The following is a 19521-nucleotide window of genomic DNA, read 5'->3' as shown; positions in this document are numbered from 1 at the left end:
CCTGTTCCCCCCAATAGGTGCGGCCCCCCTTTTTTAACCGGCGGGTCGACTCCTCCGGGCGGTTGTTCACAGCTGGATGCGGCGGTGACTTCTCCACCGATGTGGTGGGGAGCCGCCGGCCGTGCGTATGGCATCTCTAGCGTCGTCGCATGACGAACCACCAGCGCGGCGACGAGTCTCCCGGACTCTGGCGCACTTTCGGACCACTCGCTCCTTACCTCCTGCGCCCCGGGGTCACCGACCTCTTCGTGACCGCATCGGGGGAGCTGTGGAGCGACGGGCCACCGGACGGGTTACGGCGGGAGGGCGGCTGGCGCGCCGACCGGTCGAGCGCGCGGGAGCTGGCGGTTCGGCTGATCGCCGCCGGTGGCCGCCACATCGACGAAGCGACCCCGTTTGTCGACGTCCGGCTGACCGGCGGCGTGCGGGTCCATGCGGTCCTCCCGCCGGTGTCGACCGGGGGCGCGCTGCTGTCGATCCGCGTGCCAGCGCGGGAGCAGCCGACTCTGGACGAGCTGGTCGCCCGCGGCGGAATGGAGCCGCTCGAACGGGATCGGCTGCTGCGGGCCGTCCACGCCAGGACGAACCTGCTGATCACCGGCGCCGGCGGCGCGGGCAAGACGACGCTCCTGGCGGCGCTCCTCGGGAACGCCCCTCCGGATGAGCGGATCGTGGTGATCGAGGATGTCGCGGAGCTGCGCATCCGTCATCCGCACGTCGTCGGTCTCGAGACCCGGCAGCCGAACCTCGAAGGCGCCGGCGGTGTCGATCTGAGCCGGCTGGTGCGGGAGGCCCTGAGGATGCGGCCGGACAGGCTCGTGCTCGGCGAGTGCCGGGGTGAGGAGGTGCGTGACCTTCTCACCGCGCTCAATACCGGCCACGACGGTGGCGCCGGGACTCTGCACGCGAACTCGCTGGAGGACGTTCCCGCCCGGCTCGAGGCGCTGGGCGCATTGGCCGGGCTGGACGACCACGCGTTGGCGAGGCAGGCGGTGAGTGCGATCGGGCTGGTCGTGCACCTGTCGAGGGCCGACGGCGTGAGGAAGGTCTCGGGCTTCGGACGGCTGCACCTGGATGGAGCGGGCCGGTTGGCGATCACACCGCTCGGCGCCGGCGGCGGTGTGGGCGTCGACGACGATGCCGTCCGCGCCGGGTCGGGACCGTGAGACGACCGCGCGCGCCGGCCGGAGCGCAGCCGGATGCTGTCGCCGCACTCGCCGAGTCGCTCGCCGTGCTGCTCGACGCAGGACTGCCCCCGCGGTCCGCCTGGGAGGCCGCGGCCGGGTACGGAGCACATCCTCTGGCGGATCGGGTCGCGAACACCCTCAGGCATCAGCCGTCGTGCGCGTCCGCTCTTCTGCAGGCAGCCGACACCGACGACGTCCGCATGCTCGCGGTGGCGTGGCGGGTCGCCGAACGGACGGGCGCACCGCTGGGCCACGCGCTGCGTGCGATGGCGGAGACGCTGCGGGACGCGGCGGAGACGGAAAGGGAGGTGGACGTCGCCCTGAGCGGTCCCCGCGCGACGGCGCGGCTCGTCTCGTGGTTGCCGGCGGTCGGGGCGGTACTGGCTGGAGCGCTCGGAGCGGACCTCGTGGGCGCACTGGGGTCGGCACCCGGCGCGATATCCGTCGGTGCTGGCGTTCTGCTCATGCTCGCCGGCCGGTGGTGGATGCGTGCACTGGCCACACGCGCGGTCGCACGCCCGCTGCCGCAGGGGCTTGCCGAGGAGCTCATCGCCGTCGGATTGGCCGGTGGCGTGTCGATCGGTGCGGCGCGGGAGATCGTGAGGGAGGCCGCGGAGGATTCCGGGCTTGGCTCGCTGGATGAGCGAGGTGCCGCACGGGTGCTCCGGCTGGCCTCCGCGGCCGGGGCACCCGCCGGCGAGCTGCTGACCGCCGCCGCGCGCCAGCAGCGCCGAATGGCCAGGGCCGAGGGTCGTCGACGCGCAACCACGCTCGGCGTCCGGCTGATGGTGCCCTTGGGCGCCTGTGTGCTCCCCAGCTTCCTGTTGCTGGCCGTGGCGCCGCTGGTGCTGTCCCTGTTGTCGTCCACAACTGCGGGTCTGCGATGACTGTCCACAGATCGGCCGTCCCGCATCCGCCAGGCGGCCCCGAAGCGAAGGATGGAGTCATGAAGCACATGACGATCGAAGAACGAACGGGCGAGGGCGTTCCGCGTTCCCTCGGCACCGACGGGCGATCCCCACTGCGGCGACTCGGGCGACGATTCGGCCGACGGTTCCGGCGACGACTCGCCGACGACCGGGGCGCGGCGACCGCCGAATACGCAATCACGATCCTGGCCGCTGTCGGGTTCGCCGGGCTCCTGGTCGCCCTGTTGAAGGGCGATGAAGTGAAGGGAATCCTCTCCGACCTGGTGCATCGTGCGCTGTCGGGCGGATGACGGTCCGCGTGGCGTCCGTCCGAGACCTCCGCGACGAGCGGGGCAGCGTGACGGCCGAGTTCGCGGTCGTACTCCCGGCGGTGCTCGCGTGTCTCGCGCTCTGCATCGGCGCTCTCCATGGAGCGGTCCAGTACGGATCGCTCGCGGCCGGGGCGGCGGCGGCAGCGCGGTTGGAGGGCAGGGGAGACGACCCGGGTGGTTCGATCCCGGCTGGAGCGACGGCGATGGTCGAGAGGGAGGGGCGGACCGTATGCGTTCGACTGACGGCGGCAGGCGACACGGTTCTCAGCCGTCTCGGCGTCCTGCTCAGCGCGAGGGCGTGCGCCCTGGACGAGGCGGAGGCGGGATGAAGGGGAGGGTGTCCGAGACATCCGGTTGCCGGTCGGCGGTCGTGGCTGCACTGCATTCGGACCGGGGGAGCGGATCGGTGCTCGCGCTCGCAGCGGTGTGCGCGATCGTCACGGTGGCGGCGGCCGGAGTCGCGGTGGTCGGAGCCGGAGCGGCGTACGCGCGCGCAGCCATGGCGGCCGACCTGGCGGCGCTGGCCGGCGCCGACGTGGCGAGCGGCCGTGCCGGAGGGGTGCCCTGCGACGTGGCCCAGAGCATCGCGCAGGTGAACGGAGCGGCGATGACCGACTGCGATCAGAACGGGACGGTGGTCACCGTGACCACATCCACCCCGTACCTCGCCTTCGCCTCGACGGCATCGGCGCGTGCCGGACCGCCCGGCGGGTAGGTTCCGAAGCCGGAGGTGTCCGCGCTACGCCGACGGGTTCCGGTCAGTCGAAGACGGTCTCGAGGTAGCGGTATGAGACGGCGGTGGGGCGCTGCCCGCGGCCGTCGTCGGACGCGTACTCGAGCTCGGCCCCCGACGCTCTCACATAGAGGTAGTGCTTGGAGCCCACGGGTGCCGAGATCTCCAGGCGAGGGCGGGCGTCGCCGGAGTCGAGGAAACCGGTCGAGATCGTCTTGCCCTCCAGAGGCCCGTCGATCAATTTGGCGGTGTACATCATCGTCGTTGCCATACACGTATTGTCCTCCCGACGGGATCGTCGGCATAGGGTCGGTGGGTGCTCCGTCCCTGGGGCCGTCCGTTCGGTCCGGCGCGGGTAGGGCGTTCGCCTGGGGCTGCGCCGACGGCGAACGCCGAACACTCGATTAGGCGGACAAGCGGCGAAGGTGTGTATGGTTTGCCTGTCGGCCGCACGGACCATACCCAACAATGGATCGGCGCCTTCAGGGGGAGCGCGCCACGCCGGTCCAGTCGTGACGACAACCGTGAGCTGTGGCGACACAGTGTGTGCATATATAAGAGGAGTCAGGTGCCTGACACGAAGAAGCTCGTCATCGTCGAGTCTCCGAACAAGGTGAAGTCGATCGCCCAGTATCTCGGCGACGGCTACGAGGTCATGGCCTCGGTCGGGCACATCCGCGACCTCATCGAGCCGAAGAACCTGCCGCCCGAGCTCAAGAAGGGGTCGCTGGGCAAGTTCTCCGTCGACGTCGAGAACGAGTTCGAGCCCTACTACGTGGTGTCCGACCAGAAGAAGAAGACGGTCGCCGACCTTAAGCGTGCTCTCAAGAACGCCGACGAACTCCTCCTCGCAACGGATGAGGACCGCGAAGGAGAGGCAATCGCCTGGCACCTCGTCGAGGTGCTGAAGCCCAAGGTGCCCGTCAAGCGGATGGTCTTCCACGAGATCACCCGCGAGGCCATCGAGAAGGCTCGCGACAACACCCGGGAGATCGACACGGCTCTGGTCGACGCTCAGGAGACCCGCCGCATCCTCGACCGGCTCTACGGCTATGAGGTGTCTCCCGTCCTCTGGCGCAAGGTCGGACCGGGCCTCTCGGCCGGTCGCGTCCAGTCCGCGGCCACCCGGCTCGTCGTCGACCGCGAGCGCGAGCGCCTGGCGTTCGTCCCGGCCTCGTACTGGGGACTGACCGCACAGCTGGCTCCGGAAGACGCGAACGCCTTCGAGGCACGCCTCGCCCGGATCGACGGCGACCGCGTCGCCACCGGCCGCGATTTCGACGACCACGGCCGCCTCACCACGAAAGCCCGGACGCTCGACGAGGCCTCCGCGACCACGCTCGCGGCGGCGATCCGTCAGCCGAGCACGACCGTCGCCGTCTCCAAGGTCGACTCCAAGCCATACTCGCGGCGCCCCGCCGCCCCGTTCACCACCTCGACCCTCCAGCAGGAGGCGGCGCGCAAGCTCCGCTTCTCCGCGCGCCAGACGATGAGTGTCGCGCAGACCCTCTACGAGAACGGGTACATCACCTATATGCGCACCGACTCCGCGTCGCTGTCGCAGCAGGCGACGAACGCTGCGCGGACGCAGGCGGCGAAGCTGTACGGCCCGGAGACGGTCCCCGACAAGCCGCGCACCTACGCATCCAAGAGCAAGAACGCGCAGGAGGCGCACGAGGCGATCCGTCCGTCGGGCGAGACCTTCCGCACCCCTGCCGAGCTGGAGCGCTCGCTGCGCGGACCCGAGCTGCGCCTGTACGAGCTGATCTGGAAGCGGACAGTCGCCTCCCAGATGGCCGACGCGAAAGGCCAGACGGCATCCGTCACCGTCGAGGCGCGTGTCTCGGAAGGTCCGCTCGACGGCACCGTGGCCGAGTTCACGGCCAGCGGCACCGTGATCACGTTCCGAGGCTTTCTGAACGCCTACGAGGAGAGCCGGGACGAGGAGCGCAACAGCAGCGACTCGGCCGAGGCCAAGCTTCCGCCGCTCACCGAGAAGCAGGCCCTGACCGTCCGCGACATCGCCGCCGACGGCCACGAGACCACCCCGCCGCCGCGCTACACGGAGGCGAGCCTCGTCAAGACGCTCGAAGAGCTCGGGATCGGGCGCCCCTCCACCTTCGCGAGCATCATCTCCACCATCATCGACCGCGGATACGTGACCCAGCGCGGCCAGTCCCTCGTCCCCAGCTGGGTCGCCTTCTCGGTCGTCCGGCTGCTCGAGGACTACTTCGGCGACCTGGTGCAGTACGACTTCACCGCCGAGATGGAGGATGACCTCGACCGCATCGCCGATGGCGAGGCCGAGCGCATCGACTGGCTGAACAGCTTCTACTTCGGCAGCGACAAGCACAAGGGTCTCCGACGGGTCATCGACAACCTCGGCGACATCGACGCCCGCAGCATCAACTCCATCGCCATCGACGACGGAGTGACGCTCCGCATCGGCAAGTACGGCCCCTACCTCGAGGTGTCCGAGCCCGATGCCGGTCCCGACGCCCAGCCGCGCCGCGTCAACATCCCGCCGGAGCTCGCTCCCGACGAGCTCACGCCTGCCAAGGCGCACGAGCTGATCGAGGCGCCGGTCCAGACCGACCGCGTGCTCGGGACGAACCCCGACAACGGCAAGCTCGTCCTCGCCAAGGACGGCCGCTTCGGACCGTACGTCACCGAGGCCGACCCCGAGGACGAAGCGGCAGCCGATTCCAAGACCGGTGAGGTGAAGGAGCCGGCGAAGACCAAGAAGACCGCCGCCGCCAAGCCGCGCACGGCATCCCTCTTCAAATCGATGGATCTGGCGACCCTCGACCTCGACACCGCGCTCAAACTGCTCGACCTCCCGCGGGTCGTGGGAGCCGACCCGGAGAGCGGCGAAGAGATCCAGGCGCAGAACGGTCGCTACGGCCCGTACCTCAAGAAGGGCGCCGACACCCGGTCGCTCCCGAGCGAGGATGACATCTTCGACATCGACCTGCCGGGCGCGCTGGAGCTGTTCGCCCAGCCGAAGTACGGCAACCGCCGGGCGTCGAGCGCTCTCAAGGAGTTCGACGCCGATCCGGTCAGCGGCAAGCCGATCCGCGTGAAGGACGGCCGCTTCGGCCCGTACGTCACCGACGGTGAGACCAACGCCACGATCCCGCGCGGCGAGACCGTGGACGAGGTCGACTTCGACCGCGCGGTCCAGCTGCTCGCCGACAAGCGAGCGAAGGGACCGGCCAAGAAGCCGGCGCGGAAGACCGCTGCGGCCAAGACGACGACCGCCAAGACGACGGCCAAGAAGCCCGCCGCCAAGAAGCCGGCGGCCAAGAAGTCCACGACCGCTGCGGCGAAGAAGTCCGCCGAGTGAGCGAGGGCCTCTTCATCACGCTCGAGGGCGGCGACGGGGTCGGAAAGTCCACGCAGGCGGCGCTCTTGGAGGAGTGGCTCACCGGGCGCGGCCGCACCGTCGTGCGCACCCGCGAGCCGGGCGGCACGGACGCCGGCGTCGAGATCCGCGAGATCGTCCTCCACCACCGCGGAGACATCGCGCCGCGTGCCGAGGCACTCCTCTACGCAGCCGACCGTGCTCACCACATCGCCACGGTGGTCCGTCCGGCCCTGTCCCGCGGCGACATCGTCGTTCAGGACCGGTACATCGACTCCTCCGTCGCCTACCAGGGCGCGGGGCGGGTCCTTGACGCGCAGCAGATCCGCGACCTGTCCCTGTGGGCGGCCGAGGGGTTGCTGCCGGACCTCACCATCCTGCTCGACCTCGACGAGGACACCGCGCGCACCCGGCTCGACTCCGCGCGCACCCGGTACGACCGCCTGGAGGCGGAACGCTCGGACTTCCACGCCCGCGTCCGCGCCGGCTACCTCGCGCTGGCCGAGCAGGAGCCCGAGCGCTTCCTGGTCGTGGATGCGAGCCGGCCCGTCGAGGAGATCGCCGCGGAGATCCGCGACCGCCTCGCGCTGCGCGTCTGAGGACCGTCGTGCGGAGACCGAGCAAGCGTGTCCGTCGTGCCAGCTAGCCTGGACACCATGACGGTGTGGGACGAGCTCACGGGGCAGGACGAGGCGATCGAGGTCGTCCGCGCTGCCGCGATCGGCTCCGCCGCAGGCAACGGAGCCGGTGCTCCCGGCCGCGGGATGACGCACTCCTGGCTCATCACCGGCCCGCCCGGCTCCGGCCGATCGAACCTCGCATACGCCTTCGCGACAGCGCTGCTCAGCCCCGGCACGCCCGAAGGCGACCTCGCCACGCGGCGTCAGGTCGACGCCCGCACCCACCCCGACCTCGCCGTCCTGAGCACCGAGCGCGTCATCATCTCCATCGACGAGGTCCGCGCCCTCGTCGCCAGCTCGCAGTTCGCGCCGTCGGTCGGCCGGTACCGCGTGATGGTGATCGAAGACGCCGACCGGATGACCGAACGCACCTCCAACGTCCTGCTGAAGGCACTCGAGGAGCCGCCGGAGCGGACCGTCTGGATCCTCTGCGCGCCGAGCGACGCCGACCTTCTCCCGACCATCCGCTCCCGCGTCCGCACCGTGCGGCTGCGGGTGCCCAGCGTCGACGATGTCGCCCGCCTCATCCAGCGGCGCGACGGGGTGGATGCGGAGACCGCCGAGCGCGCTGCTCGCCACGCACAGAGCCACATCGGCATGGCGCATCGCCTCGCCACCCACGAGGAGGCCCGCCGCCGGCGCGAGCAGACGCTCGAGCTGGCCCTCGGAATCCGCTCGGTCTCCGACGCCGTCCTCGCGGCGGCGACCCTGCTGGAGATCGCCGGCGCCGACGCGAAGGCGATCACGGAGGAGCGTGATGCGGAGGAGCGCGAGCACGCCCTCCGCTCGCTCGGGATCGAGCCGGGCGGCACGATCCCACCGGCGCTCCGCGGCCAGCTGCGCCAGCTCGAAGAGGACCAGAAGCGCCGAGCGACCCGCAGCCTCCGCGACGGCATCGACCGCATCCTCGTCGACCTGCTCTCGCTGTACCGCGACGTGATGATGATCCAGCTCGGCAGCGACAGCGAACTGGTGAACCGCGAGCTGCGCGCCGAGCTGGATGCTCTCAGCACCCACACGACTCCGGCCGCTACGCTCGCCGCGATGGACGCCGTCGCGACCGCGCGTGAGCGCATCGACGGCAACGTCGCCCCGGCCCTCGCCCTCGAGGCCATGCTGACCACCATCCTGCGCGGCACGACCGCTCGAAAGGGGACCGACCTGTGATCACCCGACCCGGCCGTGCCCCGGTACGCGACCAGGCCGCGAGACGGCGCACCGCCCGCACCGCGGCCGTCGCGCTCGCCGCCGTCGTCGCCCTGACCCTCAGCGGCTGCGTCACCTGGTTCCTGCCCGCGAAGACAGTGACGACGTCCACTCCCGCTCCTGACGACGTCTCCGCCGAGCTGCAGCCGTACTACAGCCAGGTGCTGCACTGGACGAACTGCAGCGGCGGCAAGCAGTGCACGACCGTCAAAGCCCCTCTCGACTGGGACCACCCCGGCAAGGGCGACGTCGAGCTCGCGCTCATCCGTCAGCCCGCGAAGGGGACCAAGCAGGGATCGCTGCTCACCAATCCCGGCGGCCCCGGCGCATCCGGCTTCGACTTCGTCAAGGACTCGGTCGACTTCGTCGCCGACGACACCCTCCAGCAGCACTTCGACATCGTCGGCTTCGACCCGCGCGGTGTCGGCCGGTCCACTGCGGTGAAGTGCTACGACGCCGAGCAGATGGACCAGTACCTGTACGGCATCACCCCCGGTGAGCGCGGCTCCGACCAGTGGATCGCCGAGAACACCACCATCGCCAAGGACTTCGGCGAGGCGTGCAAGAAGAACACCGGCGCTCCGCTGCCGAAGGTCGACACGGTCAGCGCCGCGCACGACCTCGATCTGCTCCGGGCGACGCTCGGGGACAAGAAGCTCAACTACCTCGGCTACTCGTACGGCACCTACCTGGGCGCCGTGTACGCGGGGCTGTACCCGGGAAAGACCGGGCGGCTCGTGCTGGACGGCGCGCTCGATCCCGCCGCGACGAACTTCGACGTGACCGAGGTGCAGGCCAAGGGATTCGAGAGCGCGCTGCGCGCCTACCTGACCGACTGCCTGACCCGGAAGGACTGCCCGTTCACAGGCACGGTGAACGACGCGATGAGCACGGTCGGGCAGCTGCTCGCGTCGGTCGAGAAGAGCCCGATCCGCAACTCCGACGGCCGGGAGCTCGGCGCCAACACTCTCGTGACGGCGATCATCACGCCGCTGTACGACGCGACAGCGTGGTCGTACCTCGACAAGCTGTTCGAGTCGGTCATGAAGGGGAGCGCATCCGTCGCCTTCTCGCTGGCGGACACCTACAACAACCGCGACGCCGACGGCACGTACTCGGATAACTCCACCGAGGCGTTCGTCGCCATCAACTGCCTGGACTACACCTACGACGCCGATCCCGCGCTGATGCGCCAGCAGGCGGCGGAACTGGCCAAGGCGGCCCCCGTGATCGGGCCGTACATGGCCTACGGCGACATCGGCTGCGCCAACTGGCCGTACCAGTCGACCGGGCAGCGCGGTCCGATCTCCGCGGACGGCTCGGCGCCCATCCTCGTCGTCGGCACCACCAACGACCCGGCGACGCCGTACGTCTGGGCGAAGAACCTCGCCTCCGAGCTGCAGAACGGGCACCTGCTCACCTATAAGGGCGAGGGGCACACCGCGTACAACAAGTCCAACTCCTGCGTGAACGACACGGTGGACGACTACCTCGTCAACGGTACCGTTCCGACCGACGGGAAGACCTGCTGATCCGTCGGCGTCCGCCGTTCGGGTGAGTGGTGCAATTTTGCAGGGAGTGAAATAATCGACGTCGTGTCAGTGGCCCCCGATTCCACGCTGAACGAGCTCGGACTCCGCGAACGGAAGCGCATTGCAACCCGTCGCGCGATCCAGCTCGCCGCCGTCGAGCTCGCCAGTGAGCGCGGATTCGACCGCGTCACGATCGACGAGATCAGTCACGTCGCGAACGTCTCGCCGCGGACCTTCTTCAACTACTTCCCCTCGAAGGAGTCCGCCATCATCGGCGAACTCCCGGAGCTTCCGGACGAGGAGACCATCGAGGAGTTCATCTCCGCGGGGCCCAGCCAGCCGATCCTCGACGGAATCAGCACCCTGCTGGTCGCCGCGATCGACCTGGGCGAGACCGTGGACGGGGAAGCCGAAGCGCCCCAGGCGCCCGAGAGCGTCCACCGCCTGCACACCCTCCGTCGGGCCCTCCTCAAGGACAACCCGGAGCTCTTCGCGCTGCGCATGGCCAGCATGCACAAGTTCGAGGATGCGCTGAGCGGCGTCGTCCAGCGCCGCCTCGCACACGACGACCCGGCTCTCGCTGCCGACGAGGAAGCCCTGCACCAGCGCGCCCGATTGGTGACCTACGTGGCCTTTGCGGGCATGCGGCACGCGTGGTCCTGCTGGGCCGACCACGGCGGCGTCGAGCCGCTCTCCGACCGCCTGCGCAGCTCGTTCGAGCAGCTCTCAGCGCTCGGAACGCAGGTCCGCTGACGCCGTCCCGGCATGGTCGGCAGCACCCCGCATGATCGGGTAAGCTATCTTCCTGTGCGTCGGACGGTAGTCCGGCCCACGCCGCCCTAGCTCAGTCGGCAGAGCATCTCACTCGTAATGAGAAGGTCAAGGGTTCGATTCCCTTGGGCGGCTCCATCAGTTCCTTCTCCTGAACATCCGGACAGATTCCTCGTGCACATGCGCGCCCCTCGGAGTAGCCTGAGGGCACAAACTGAGGATCAATCAAGTCTGCCCGAGGCTGTCATGGATGCAACATCGAAGTCCCGCCGGGCGCGCGCGCTCGGGCTGTTCACCGCGGTGCTGAGCGCGCTGCTGCTGATCGGGGGAGGTGTCGCGGGCCCGGCGTCGGCGGACACCATGCCACCCGATCCGAATGACCCCGCGTCTCCGCCCACTGTGGGGGCGACCGCGCTTCCCACCGTCCAGATCGACGGCGTCGCCTGGGCGCAGACCGTCGTCGGCGACACGGTGTACGTCGCGGGCAAGTTCGGTACGGCGCGCCCGGCCGGTTCGCCCGCCGGATCGAACACCACCCCGCGGAGCAACTTCCTCGCCTACAACATCACGACGGGCGCCCTCATCACGAGCATCAACGTGCCGCTGAACGGGCAGGCGCTCGCGATCGCGGCATCCCCCGACGGTTCCCGCGTGTATATCGGCGGCGACTTCACGTCGGCAGCCGGAGCCACCTACTACCGCATCGTGGCGATCAGCACGGCCACCGGCCAACCCATCAGCTCCTTCCGGCCCGTCATGGAGAGCCAGGTCCGTGCACTCGCGGTGACGAACACGGCCGTCTACGCGGGCGGCACGTTCTCCAGCGTGAACGGCGTCTCGCGCGGATACATCGCCAAGATCGACGCATCCAACGGGTCGCTCGTCACCTCGTGGTCGGCATCGGCCGACAACGTGGTCGACGCGCTCGCGGTGAGCCCGGACGGGAACCGCGTCTACGCCGGTGGCCGCTTCAAGAACGTCAACGGATCCGCGCATTACGGGCTCGCGATGCTGAGCGGTTCGAACGGCTCGGCCCTTCCCTTCCCCGCGAACAGCGTGGTCCGGGATGCCGGAGCGAACGCCAGCATCACCTCCCTCCAGGCGACCAGCGACCGGGTCTACGGCTCCGGTTACGTGTTCGGCAGTGGGGGCAACCTCGAAGGGAGTTTCGCGGCGGACGGCGTGACGGGCGCCCTGATCTGGCTGGAGGACTGCCACGGTGACACCTACTCGATCGTTCCGCTCAACAATGCGCTGTATGCGGCCGGCCACCCGCATGACTGCCGCAATGTCGGCGGCTTCCCCGAGACCAATCCGCGTACGTTCCACCACACGATCGCGTTCTCGAAAGCTCGCACCGGGACGCTGACCAACGACGGCAACTCGTCGTACGCGAACTTCCGCGGCCAGCCGTCGCCGACTCTCCTCAACTGGTTCCCCGACTACGTGACGGGGTCGTACACCGGTCAGGGTCAGGCGGCATGGAGCGTTGCGGGGGACAGCCGCTACCTCGTCGTCGGCGGTGAGTTCCCGGCCGTCAACGGGACAGCCCAATACGGCCTCACCCGCTTCGCGGCCGACTCGGTCGTGCGCAGCACCACCGGCCCGAACAACAACACGGCGCTGACACCGAACGCCACCTCGCCGACGGCCGGGCAGGCGAAGATCAGCTGGACGGCGACGTACGACCAGGACAACGTCTCCCTCACGTACGCACTGGCACGGGACGGCGACACGGCGCATCCCATCTCCCAGGTCACCCGCACCTCCACCTTCTGGAACCGGCCCGGGATGTCCTTCACCGACACCGGACTCGCCGGCGGCAGCGCGCACACGTACACGCTGACGGTCACGGACCCTGACGGGAATCGGATCGCCCGGACCGGCAACCGCGTCGTGATCCTCGGCGGCGGCGCGAACCAGCCGCCGACGGCGAGCTTCACCGCCGGCACGAACGGCCTCGCGGTCGCGGTCGACGGCAACGCATCGAGCGACCCCGACGGCGCGATCGCCTCGTGGAACTGGAACTTCGGAGACGGCGGCACGGCCACCGGGGCGACCGCCGGACACACCTATGCAAACGCCGGCACCTACACGATCACGTTGACCGTGGCGGACAACGTCGGCGCCACCGCGTCGACCACGCGCCAGGTGACCGTCGCAGCGACCAGCGGAAGCACGGTCGCGAAGGACGGCTTCGAGCGGACGCTGACCAGTGGATGGGGATCTGCGGAAGTCGGCGGCGCGTGGACCGCCTCGGGCACGGCATCCTTCTACACAGTCTCGTCCGGCACCGCGCGGATGAACGTCCCGGCCGGCTCGACTCGGACGGAGACGCTCGGCAGCGTGTCGTCGAGCCGGACGGACACGACAGTCACCTTCACGACGGACTTCGCCCCGACCGGCGGCGGGATCTTCGTCTCGGCGATCGGACGGCAGCTCGGTTCGGCCGTGTACGAGGGTCGTGCCTGGCTCAGCGCCAGCGGAGCCGTGCAGGTGCAGTTGCTCGCCAACGGGACGACGCTGCAGGCAGTGCCTGTCAGCGGGCTGACCTACAGTGCGGGGCAGCAGCTCTCGCTGCGGGTCCAGGCTGTCGGCTCCTCACCCACGACGTTGCGGGCGAAGGTCTGGCCGTCGACGCAGGCCGAGCCGGCCGCGTGGCAGGTCACGGCGACCGACTCGACGGCAGGTCTGCAGTCGGCCGGGGGTGTCGGACTCCGCGCGTACCTCTCCGCCTCCGCCACGGCCACGCCGATCACGGCGCGTTTCGACAACTTCCTCGTCACCGCGGTGCCCTGACCCTCGCGCATGGTCGTTGTCGGTGGTTTGCTGCGGTCATGGCGGACGAACTGAAGCATGGCGACCATGTCGAGTGGTCCTCGCACGGCGTGGATGTGCCGGGCGAGGTCGAGAAGAAGCTCACCGACGACACCGAAGCGGCCGGACGGACCGTACGGGCGTCGAAGGACGACCCGCAGTACCTCGTGAAGAGCGACAAGACCGGCAAGGAGGCCGTGCACAAGCCGGACGCGCTCCACAAGAAGAAGTGACGGACGGCTCCCATCAGCCTCGAAACCATCCGTGCTCATACCCTCTACTGTCCGCAGGCGCGCGGATCGTTCCCTTTTCGGTCTGAGGGAATCGTCGTGTTCGCCGGCCGAGGGAGCGTAGCAGCATTCAGAAAGCCCAGGTAACATACCCGGATGCACGAATCGGATCAGCCGGTCACCGGACCCGACCCGTCGAACCTCCCGACCACTCCCACTCCGCTCGCCGACTCCGCAGCCGGCTCGGAGCCGCCCGCGACCACAGGTTCCGGCCGTCGCGCTGCCGCGCGGCCCGCGAAAGCCGCCGGCCTGTCGGGTGTTGCGGCCGGGGTGCTCGCGACGATCCGGAAGCACCCGAAGACGTGGATGGCCGCAGCGGCCGCCGTCGTCTTCCTGCTGCTCGGAGGCGGCAGTGTCGCGCTCGGGGCCACCGTCGGCTCGCCGGCGGTCGCGGCGGGACCCGTCAGCAGCGCGACCCCCTCGCCGACGCGGACCGCGACCGCCACCCCGACCCCCACGCCGACCGTCGACCCGGCGCGTCCCGTTCCGGCGAACCAGGCCGCCGCGACGCGCATCCGCACGTGTTCGGTCGCCGGTCTCGCGGCCGACGGCCGCCTCGGCAACCTCGAGGCGCAGGTCGTCAACGCCAAGACGGGTCAAACCCTGTTCGATCGCAACGGCGTGAAGCCCGGCCCGACCGCCTCCGTGCTCAAGACGCTCACGTCGGCCGCAGCCCTCGCGACCCTCGGTCCCGACTACCGCGTCTCGACGACCGTGGTTGCCGGCAGCACGCCCGGCCAGGTCGTCATCGTCGGCGGCGGGGATGTGACCCTGTCGCGGCTGCCCGACGGTCAGGCGTCCTTCTACACCGGAGCGCCGAAGATCCAGGACCTCGCCAACCAGGTGAAGCAGGCCATGGGCGGCCAGCAGATCACCTCGATCGTGGTGGACGCGACCCTCTTCGGAGCTCCCTTCTGGCAGCCGAGCTGGGACGAGCGCGAGGAGCGCGTCGTCGAGGGTTCGACCCCGTACATGACGGCGCTCATGGTCGACGGCGACCGCGACGACCCGACCGCCGTCGAGTCGCCGCGCAGCACCGATCCGGTGGGTCGCGCCGTGCAGTACTTCCAGCAGTACCTCGGCACCAATGTCGGCGTGAGCCAGGGCGTCGCGCCGGCCGGTGCTCGCCAGTTGGGCGTCGTCCAGTCGCAGCCGGTCACGACACTGATCGATCAGGCGATGCGGGTCTCCGACAACACGATCATGGAGGAACTCGCCCGCCTCGTCGCCATCAAGAACGGCGCGGGCAACACCTTCGACGCTCTGAACGCGGGCGTGCTCGCCGGGCTGAAGGGCTACGGGATCGACACCTCCGGGATCCACATCGCCGACGGCTCCGGCCTCAGCGGCGACAACGCCGTTCCGCCGTCGTACCTGACGCAGCTGTTCATCAAGGTGCTCAACCGCCAGAACGGCCTCGGCGTCGTCTACGACGGACTGCCCGTGGCCGGCCAGTCGGGAACGCTCGGCCCCGGCTACAACCGGTTCACCGGAGCCAACTCCGTCGCGCGCGGCGCGGTGTTCGCCAAGACCGGCTGGATCGACAACGGGTACACGCTCTCCGGCATCATCAACGCGGCCGACGGCACACCCCTGACCTTCGCTGTATTCGCGCTCGGGCCGGTGAGCGACAACGCGAAACAGGCGATCGACACGCTCGTCACCGGCTTCTACAAGTGCGGTGACAACCTCTCCAACGGCTGAGCCGGCCGGCGCAGCGACGACCATCACCGGGAGGACGGGAATGGGCAAGGCGCTCTTCATCGTGGACGTGCAGAACGACTTCACCGAGGGAGGCGCGCTCGGCGTCGACGGAGGGGCCGCGGTCGCGGCGGGCGTCACCGCCTTCCTCCAGGAACACGCCGACGAGTACGAGGTGATCGTCGCCAGCCGCGACTGGCACGACCCCGACAATGACAACGGCGGCCATTTTGCGACGGACGACGAGCCTGATTTCGTGGAGAGCTGGCCGCGGCACTGCGTCGCGGGTACTCCCGGTGCCGAGTATCACCCGGCGTTCGACACCTCGCGCGTGACGTTCCACGTCCGCAAGGGCCAGGGCGTGCCGGCGTACTCCCTCTTCGAGGGCCGTACGGAGGAGGGCGCCACGGTGCACGAGATCCTCGAGGAGCGCGGCATCCACACCATCGATGTGACAGGGATCGCGACCGACTACTGCGTTCGGGCGTCGGCACTGGATGCGCTCGCCCACGGCCAGCGCGTGCGCGTGCTGACCTCGCTGGTCGCCGGAGTGGCGGAGACGTCCTCGCAGGCGGCGCTCGCGGAGCTGGCGCACGCAGGGGCGGAACTGGTGGACTGACGCCCGCGGGCCTCCGCGTGGACGCTCGGCCGCATCCACGGTATGGTGATTGCTAGCTCATCTAGTAATCAGGAGGCGAAGTGTCGAAGGAAGCCCCCGAGCGGACCGCTCCGGCACGGGTACCGGCGCGGTGGCTGCGCATCGTCGTGCCGACCGTGCTGGTGCTCATCTGGCTCGTACTCGCCGGTATCGGCGGTCCCACCTTCGGCAAGCTGTCCGGTGTCTCCAGCAACGACCAGGCGGCGTTCCTTCCGGCCAGCGCCGAGTCGACCGAGGTGCAGGACTGGCAGAAGCGCTTCACGGACTCCGGCTCCATCCCGGCGATCGTCGTCGTCGAGGCCGACGAGAGCATCCCGAAGAGCGAGCTGGGCACCACCTACGCCGACCTCGGCACGAAGCTGGGCGGAGTCGACGGAGTGGAGCCGGCACCCGAGGGGCAGACCACGAGCGTCGCCGGCCCCATCCCGTCCGAAGACGGGCGCGCTGTCGAGTACATCGTCCCGATCTCCGACTCCGACGAGCTGAAGACCGTGGTCGCCGACCTCCGCACGGTGGCAGACGACGCCGTGCCCGAGGGCGCCCAGGCATGGGTCACCGGTCCGGCCGGCCTCACCGCGGATCTGGTGAACGCCTTCGGGGGCATCGACGGCATCCTGCTGCTGGTCGCCGTAGCGGCCGTCTTCGTGATCCTCCTGCTCGTCTACCGAGCTTTGCTCCTGCCGTTCCTGGTGCTGCTGACCTCGGTCTTCGCCCTGTGCGCGGCGATCCTCATCGTCTACCTGTTCGCCCTCTGGGGATGGATCAAGCTGTCCGGCCAGAGCCAGGGCATCCTGTCGATCCTCGTCATCGGCGCTGCGACCGACTACTCGCTGCTTCTCGTCTCACGCTACCGGGAGGCGCTCGAGGTCGAGGAGTCGCGGTGGGTGGCCATCCTGCGCGCGTGGAAGGCGTCGTTCGAGCCGATCGTCGCCTCCGGTGCGACCGTGATCCTGGCTCTGCTGTGCCTGCTCTTCTCCGACCTGAACTCGAACAAGAGCCTCGGACCGATCGCGGCGATCGGGATCGTCTTCTCCCTGTTCTCGGCGCTGACCTTCCTCCCCGCCCTGCTCGCCGTGTTCGGGCGGGCGTCGTTCTGGCCGTTCCGGCCGGTCGTCGGCGGGCACGCGCACAAGCACGCCGACGGCGCCACGCTGACCGGCCTCGAAGGGGTTCGCGGGATATGGCGACGTGTCGGCGGCCTCATCGCCCGCCGCCCGCGCGTCACCTGGATCGTGTCGTTCGTCCTGCTCGTGGCGTGTGCCCTGGGGCTCACGCAGCTGAAGGCGAACGGCGTGCAGCAGACCGACGTCATCCTGTCGCAGTCCGACGCCGTCGACGGCCAGGCCGTGGTCGCCAAGCACTTCGACGCGGGCTCAGGCTCGCCAGTGCTCATCGTCGCGCCGGAGAGCGAAGCGGAGGCCGTGCTCACCGCGACCGAGAAGACGGACGGCATCGCGTCGGCCGCCTACTACACCGGAGGAGGTCGGCCCCAGCCCGGAACTCCGGCCGACCCCGTCGTGAAGGACGGCCACGTGCTGATCCAGGCGACCCTCGCCTCCGAGCCCGACTCCGCTCAAGCCGAGAAGGTCGTGAAGGGACTCCGGGAATCGCTGTCGACCGACGGCTCGGTGCTCGTGGGCGGAGTCACCGCCATCGCGCTCGACACCAACGAGACGGCGCAGAGCGACCTGATCAGGATCATCCCGATCGTGCTCGCGGTGATCCTGCTCATCCTGATGCTGCTGCTCCGGTCGATCGTCGCGCCGGTGATCCTCATCGGCAGCGTCGTGCTGTCGTACGCGGCGGCGCTGGGTGTCTCGGCGCTCGTCTTCAACCATGTCTTCGGCTTCCCGGGGGCGGATGCGGCGGTGCCGTTGTTCGGCTTCGTCTTCTTGGTGGCGTTGGGTGTGGATTACAACATCTTCCTGATGACCCGGGTGCGGGAGGAGTCGCTGCGCATCGGAACGCGGCCCGGCATCCTGCGCGGTCTGGGACTGACGGGCAGCGTCATCACGTCGGCCGGGATCGTGCTGGCTGCGACGTTCGCGGCGCTCGCCGTCATCCCGATCCTGTTCCTCGTGCAGATCGCGTTCATCGTCGCGTTCGGTGTGCTCCTCGACACGGTGGTGGTGCGCTCCCTGCTGGTCCCGGCGGTGTCGTACGACATCGGCCGCGCCATCTGGTGGCCGTCGAAGCTCTCGCATAGCAAGATGCATAGTGAGAGGGCCGAAGTCTCGTCCTGATCGGACAGTCTGACCAGCTCGCACTGTGCGTGTTGCTCGATCGTGGGCGGTGCGCGAAAGTGGCGTCATGACCATGACCACCACCGAGCGCGCCGCCGCGGCGCGCCCCGACGACGCAGCGCTGCTCCGGCGGCTGTATCGGACGATGGCGACCGTCCGGCGCCTCGACCTCGACGGGGTCGCGATGCAGCGCCAGGGCATCATCCCCGGCTACGCCCCGATGCGCGGTCAGGAGGCCGCCCAGGTGGGCAGCGCCGCCGCACTCGATCTCACCCGCGACTTCGCCTTCCCGACCTACCGCGAGCTCGGCGTCGCGGTCGCCATGGGCGTCGACCCGGTGGCGTACCTGGCGTCGCACCAGGGCGCCTGGCACGGCGGACTCTGGGATGCGGCTGCCGCACGGCTCGCCCCGATCAATGCCGTGGTCGGCGGCGCCGTCACCCACGCCGTCGGCTGGGCGCTGGGCGCGAAGCTCGACCGCACCGGGGGAGTGGCGATCGCCTACTTCGGCGACGGCGCCAGCTCGCAGGGCGACATCCACGAGGCCATGAACACCGCGGCCGTCTCGCAGCTCCCCGTCGTGTTCTTCTGCCAGAACAACGGCTGGGCCATCTCCGTGCCCACCGAGCAGCAGGTCGCCGGCGGGTCCGTCGCGGCGCGCGGCGCCGGATACGGGATGCTGGGCGTGCGCATCGACGGAAACGACGTCCTCGCCGTCTACGACGCGACCACCGAGGCCCTCGAGCGCGCCCGTACCGGCGGCGGACCGACCATCATCGAGGCGATGACCTACCGCATGGGCCCGCACTCCACCTCCGACGACCCCGGTCGTTACCGCGCCCTCGACGAGGAGCAGAGCTGGCTTGCCCGCGACCCCCTCGCCTTGTGCGAGCAACAGCTGCGCCAGACTGGGACGGTCGGGGACGAGTTCTTCGCCGAGGTCGCCGACACCGCCGGCGCCCTCGCCGACCGGGTGCGTGACGACGTCGCCGCCCTCGGTGGACGCCCCGCCGAGGAGATGTTCGACTTCGTGTTCTCCGACCCGCCCGCCGCCCTCCTCGGTCAGCGCCGAGCCTGGGAGGAGTCGCGCCTTGGCTGA

Annotated in this window: 17 protein-coding genes and 1 tRNA gene; 17 read left to right on the top strand and 1 reads right to left on the bottom strand. The window is 69.7% G+C overall.

Annotated elements, in window-relative coordinates; all coding sequences use genetic code 11:
* Positions 1-149: 149 nt before the first annotated feature.
* Genes H284_RS19955 through H284_RS19945 form a run of 5 tightly spaced genes read left to right on the top strand, consistent with a single transcriptional unit; the run spans position 150 to position 3142 of the window.
* The gene (locus H284_RS19955; RefSeq protein WP_051092447.1) at positions 150-1166 is read left to right on the top strand and encodes a TadA family conjugal transfer-associated ATPase; all 1017 of its coding nucleotides are present in this window, start codon (positions 150-152) and stop codon (positions 1164-1166) included.
* The gene (locus tag H284_RS19950) at positions 1163-2074 is read left to right on the top strand and encodes a type II secretion system F family protein (RefSeq protein WP_039731212.1); all 912 of its coding nucleotides are present in this window, start codon (positions 1163-1165) and stop codon (positions 2072-2074) included. Before H284_RS19955 ends, H284_RS19950 begins: the two co-directional genes overlap by 4 nt.
* Before the next feature lie 59 nt (positions 2075-2133).
* Complete coding sequence (locus tag H284_RS0105890; protein WP_020075499.1) at positions 2134-2406, top strand: DUF4244 domain-containing protein; 273 nt, start codon at positions 2134-2136, stop codon at positions 2404-2406.
* A gap of 8 nt (positions 2407-2414) precedes the next feature.
* On the top strand, positions 2415-2756 hold the full coding sequence (locus tag H284_RS0105885) for a TadE/TadG family type IV pilus assembly protein (protein WP_020075498.1): 342 nt from the start codon (positions 2415-2417) through the stop codon (positions 2754-2756).
* An 8-nt stretch (positions 2757-2764) separates the two neighbouring features.
* Positions 2765-3142: an Rv3654c family TadE-like protein gene (locus H284_RS19945; RefSeq protein WP_231371086.1), complete on the top strand. Its 378-nt coding sequence runs from the start codon at positions 2765-2767 to the stop codon at positions 3140-3142.
* Positions 3143-3185: 43 nt separating this feature from the next.
* On the opposite strand, the gene H284_RS0105875 is transcribed toward H284_RS19945, so the two are convergent.
* A complete protein-coding gene (locus H284_RS0105875) occupies positions 3186-3431 on the bottom strand; it encodes a hypothetical protein (protein ID WP_018189946.1) in 246 nt (81 codons plus the stop codon).
* A gap of 297 nt (positions 3432-3728) precedes the next feature.
* Here H284_RS0105875 and topA point away from each other — a divergent pair, with 297 nt between their 5' ends.
* From topA to H284_RS0105815, 12 genes are all read left to right on the top strand, one after another.
* The gene (gene topA / locus H284_RS0105870; RefSeq protein WP_020075496.1) at positions 3729-6506 is read left to right on the top strand and encodes a type I DNA topoisomerase; all 2778 of its coding nucleotides are present in this window, start codon (positions 3729-3731) and stop codon (positions 6504-6506) included.
* On the top strand, positions 6503-7123 hold the full coding sequence (gene tmk / locus H284_RS0105865) for a dTMP kinase (RefSeq protein WP_020075495.1): 621 nt from the start codon (positions 6503-6505) through the stop codon (positions 7121-7123). Before topA ends, tmk begins: the two co-directional genes overlap by 4 nt.
* Before the next feature lie 57 nt (positions 7124-7180).
* Complete coding sequence (locus tag H284_RS0105860; RefSeq protein WP_018189949.1) at positions 7181-8371, top strand: DNA polymerase III subunit delta'; 1191 nt, start codon at positions 7181-7183, stop codon at positions 8369-8371.
* Positions 8368-9942 carry an alpha/beta hydrolase gene (locus H284_RS0105855; protein WP_020075494.1) on the top strand — a complete coding sequence of 525 codons (1575 nt, stop codon included), beginning with the start codon at positions 8368-8370 and terminating at the stop codon, positions 9940-9942. The genes H284_RS0105860 and H284_RS0105855 overlap by 4 nt, the downstream gene beginning before the upstream one ends.
* Before the next feature lie 63 nt (positions 9943-10005).
* A complete protein-coding gene (locus H284_RS0105850; protein ID WP_231371085.1) occupies positions 10006-10695 on the top strand; it encodes a TetR family transcriptional regulator in 690 nt (229 codons plus the stop codon).
* Between the two features lie 80 nt (positions 10696-10775).
* Positions 10776-10851 (top strand) — tRNA-Thr (locus tag H284_RS0105845).
* Positions 10852-10959: 108 nt separating this feature from the next.
* Complete coding sequence (locus H284_RS0105840) at positions 10960-13512, top strand: PKD domain-containing protein (RefSeq protein ID WP_020075492.1); 2553 nt, start codon at positions 10960-10962, stop codon at positions 13510-13512.
* Positions 13513-13550: 38 nt separating this feature from the next.
* Positions 13551-13763, top strand: coding sequence for a hypervirulence associated TUDOR domain-containing protein (locus H284_RS0105835; RefSeq protein ID WP_020075491.1), 213 nt, complete (start codon positions 13551-13553; stop codon positions 13761-13763).
* A 153-nt stretch (positions 13764-13916) separates the two neighbouring features.
* Positions 13917-15524, top strand: a complete 1608-nt coding sequence (locus H284_RS0105830) for a D-alanyl-D-alanine carboxypeptidase/D-alanyl-D-alanine-endopeptidase (RefSeq protein WP_020075490.1) — start codon at positions 13917-13919, stop codon at positions 15522-15524.
* 40 nt (positions 15525-15564) lie between these two features.
* Entirely contained in the window at positions 15565-16140 is a 576-nt protein-coding gene (locus H284_RS0105825) for an isochorismatase family protein (protein WP_020075489.1), read from the top strand.
* Between the two features lie 80 nt (positions 16141-16220).
* A complete protein-coding gene (locus tag H284_RS0105820) occupies positions 16221-18422 on the top strand; it encodes an MMPL family transporter (RefSeq protein ID WP_020075488.1) in 2202 nt (733 codons plus the stop codon).
* 67 nt (positions 18423-18489) lie between these two features.
* Positions 18490-19521 carry a thiamine pyrophosphate-dependent enzyme gene (locus H284_RS0105815; protein WP_020075487.1) on the top strand — a complete coding sequence of 344 codons (1032 nt, stop codon included), beginning with the start codon at positions 18490-18492 and terminating at the stop codon, positions 19519-19521.

The organism is Cryocola sp. 340MFSha3.1 (genome assembly GCF_000383315.1).
Taxonomy (GTDB): Bacteria; Actinomycetota; Actinomycetes; order Actinomycetales; family Microbacteriaceae; genus Leifsonia.
Note: the sequence above shows the minus strand (reverse complement) of the source record. Positions and strands in the feature narration are given on the sequence as shown.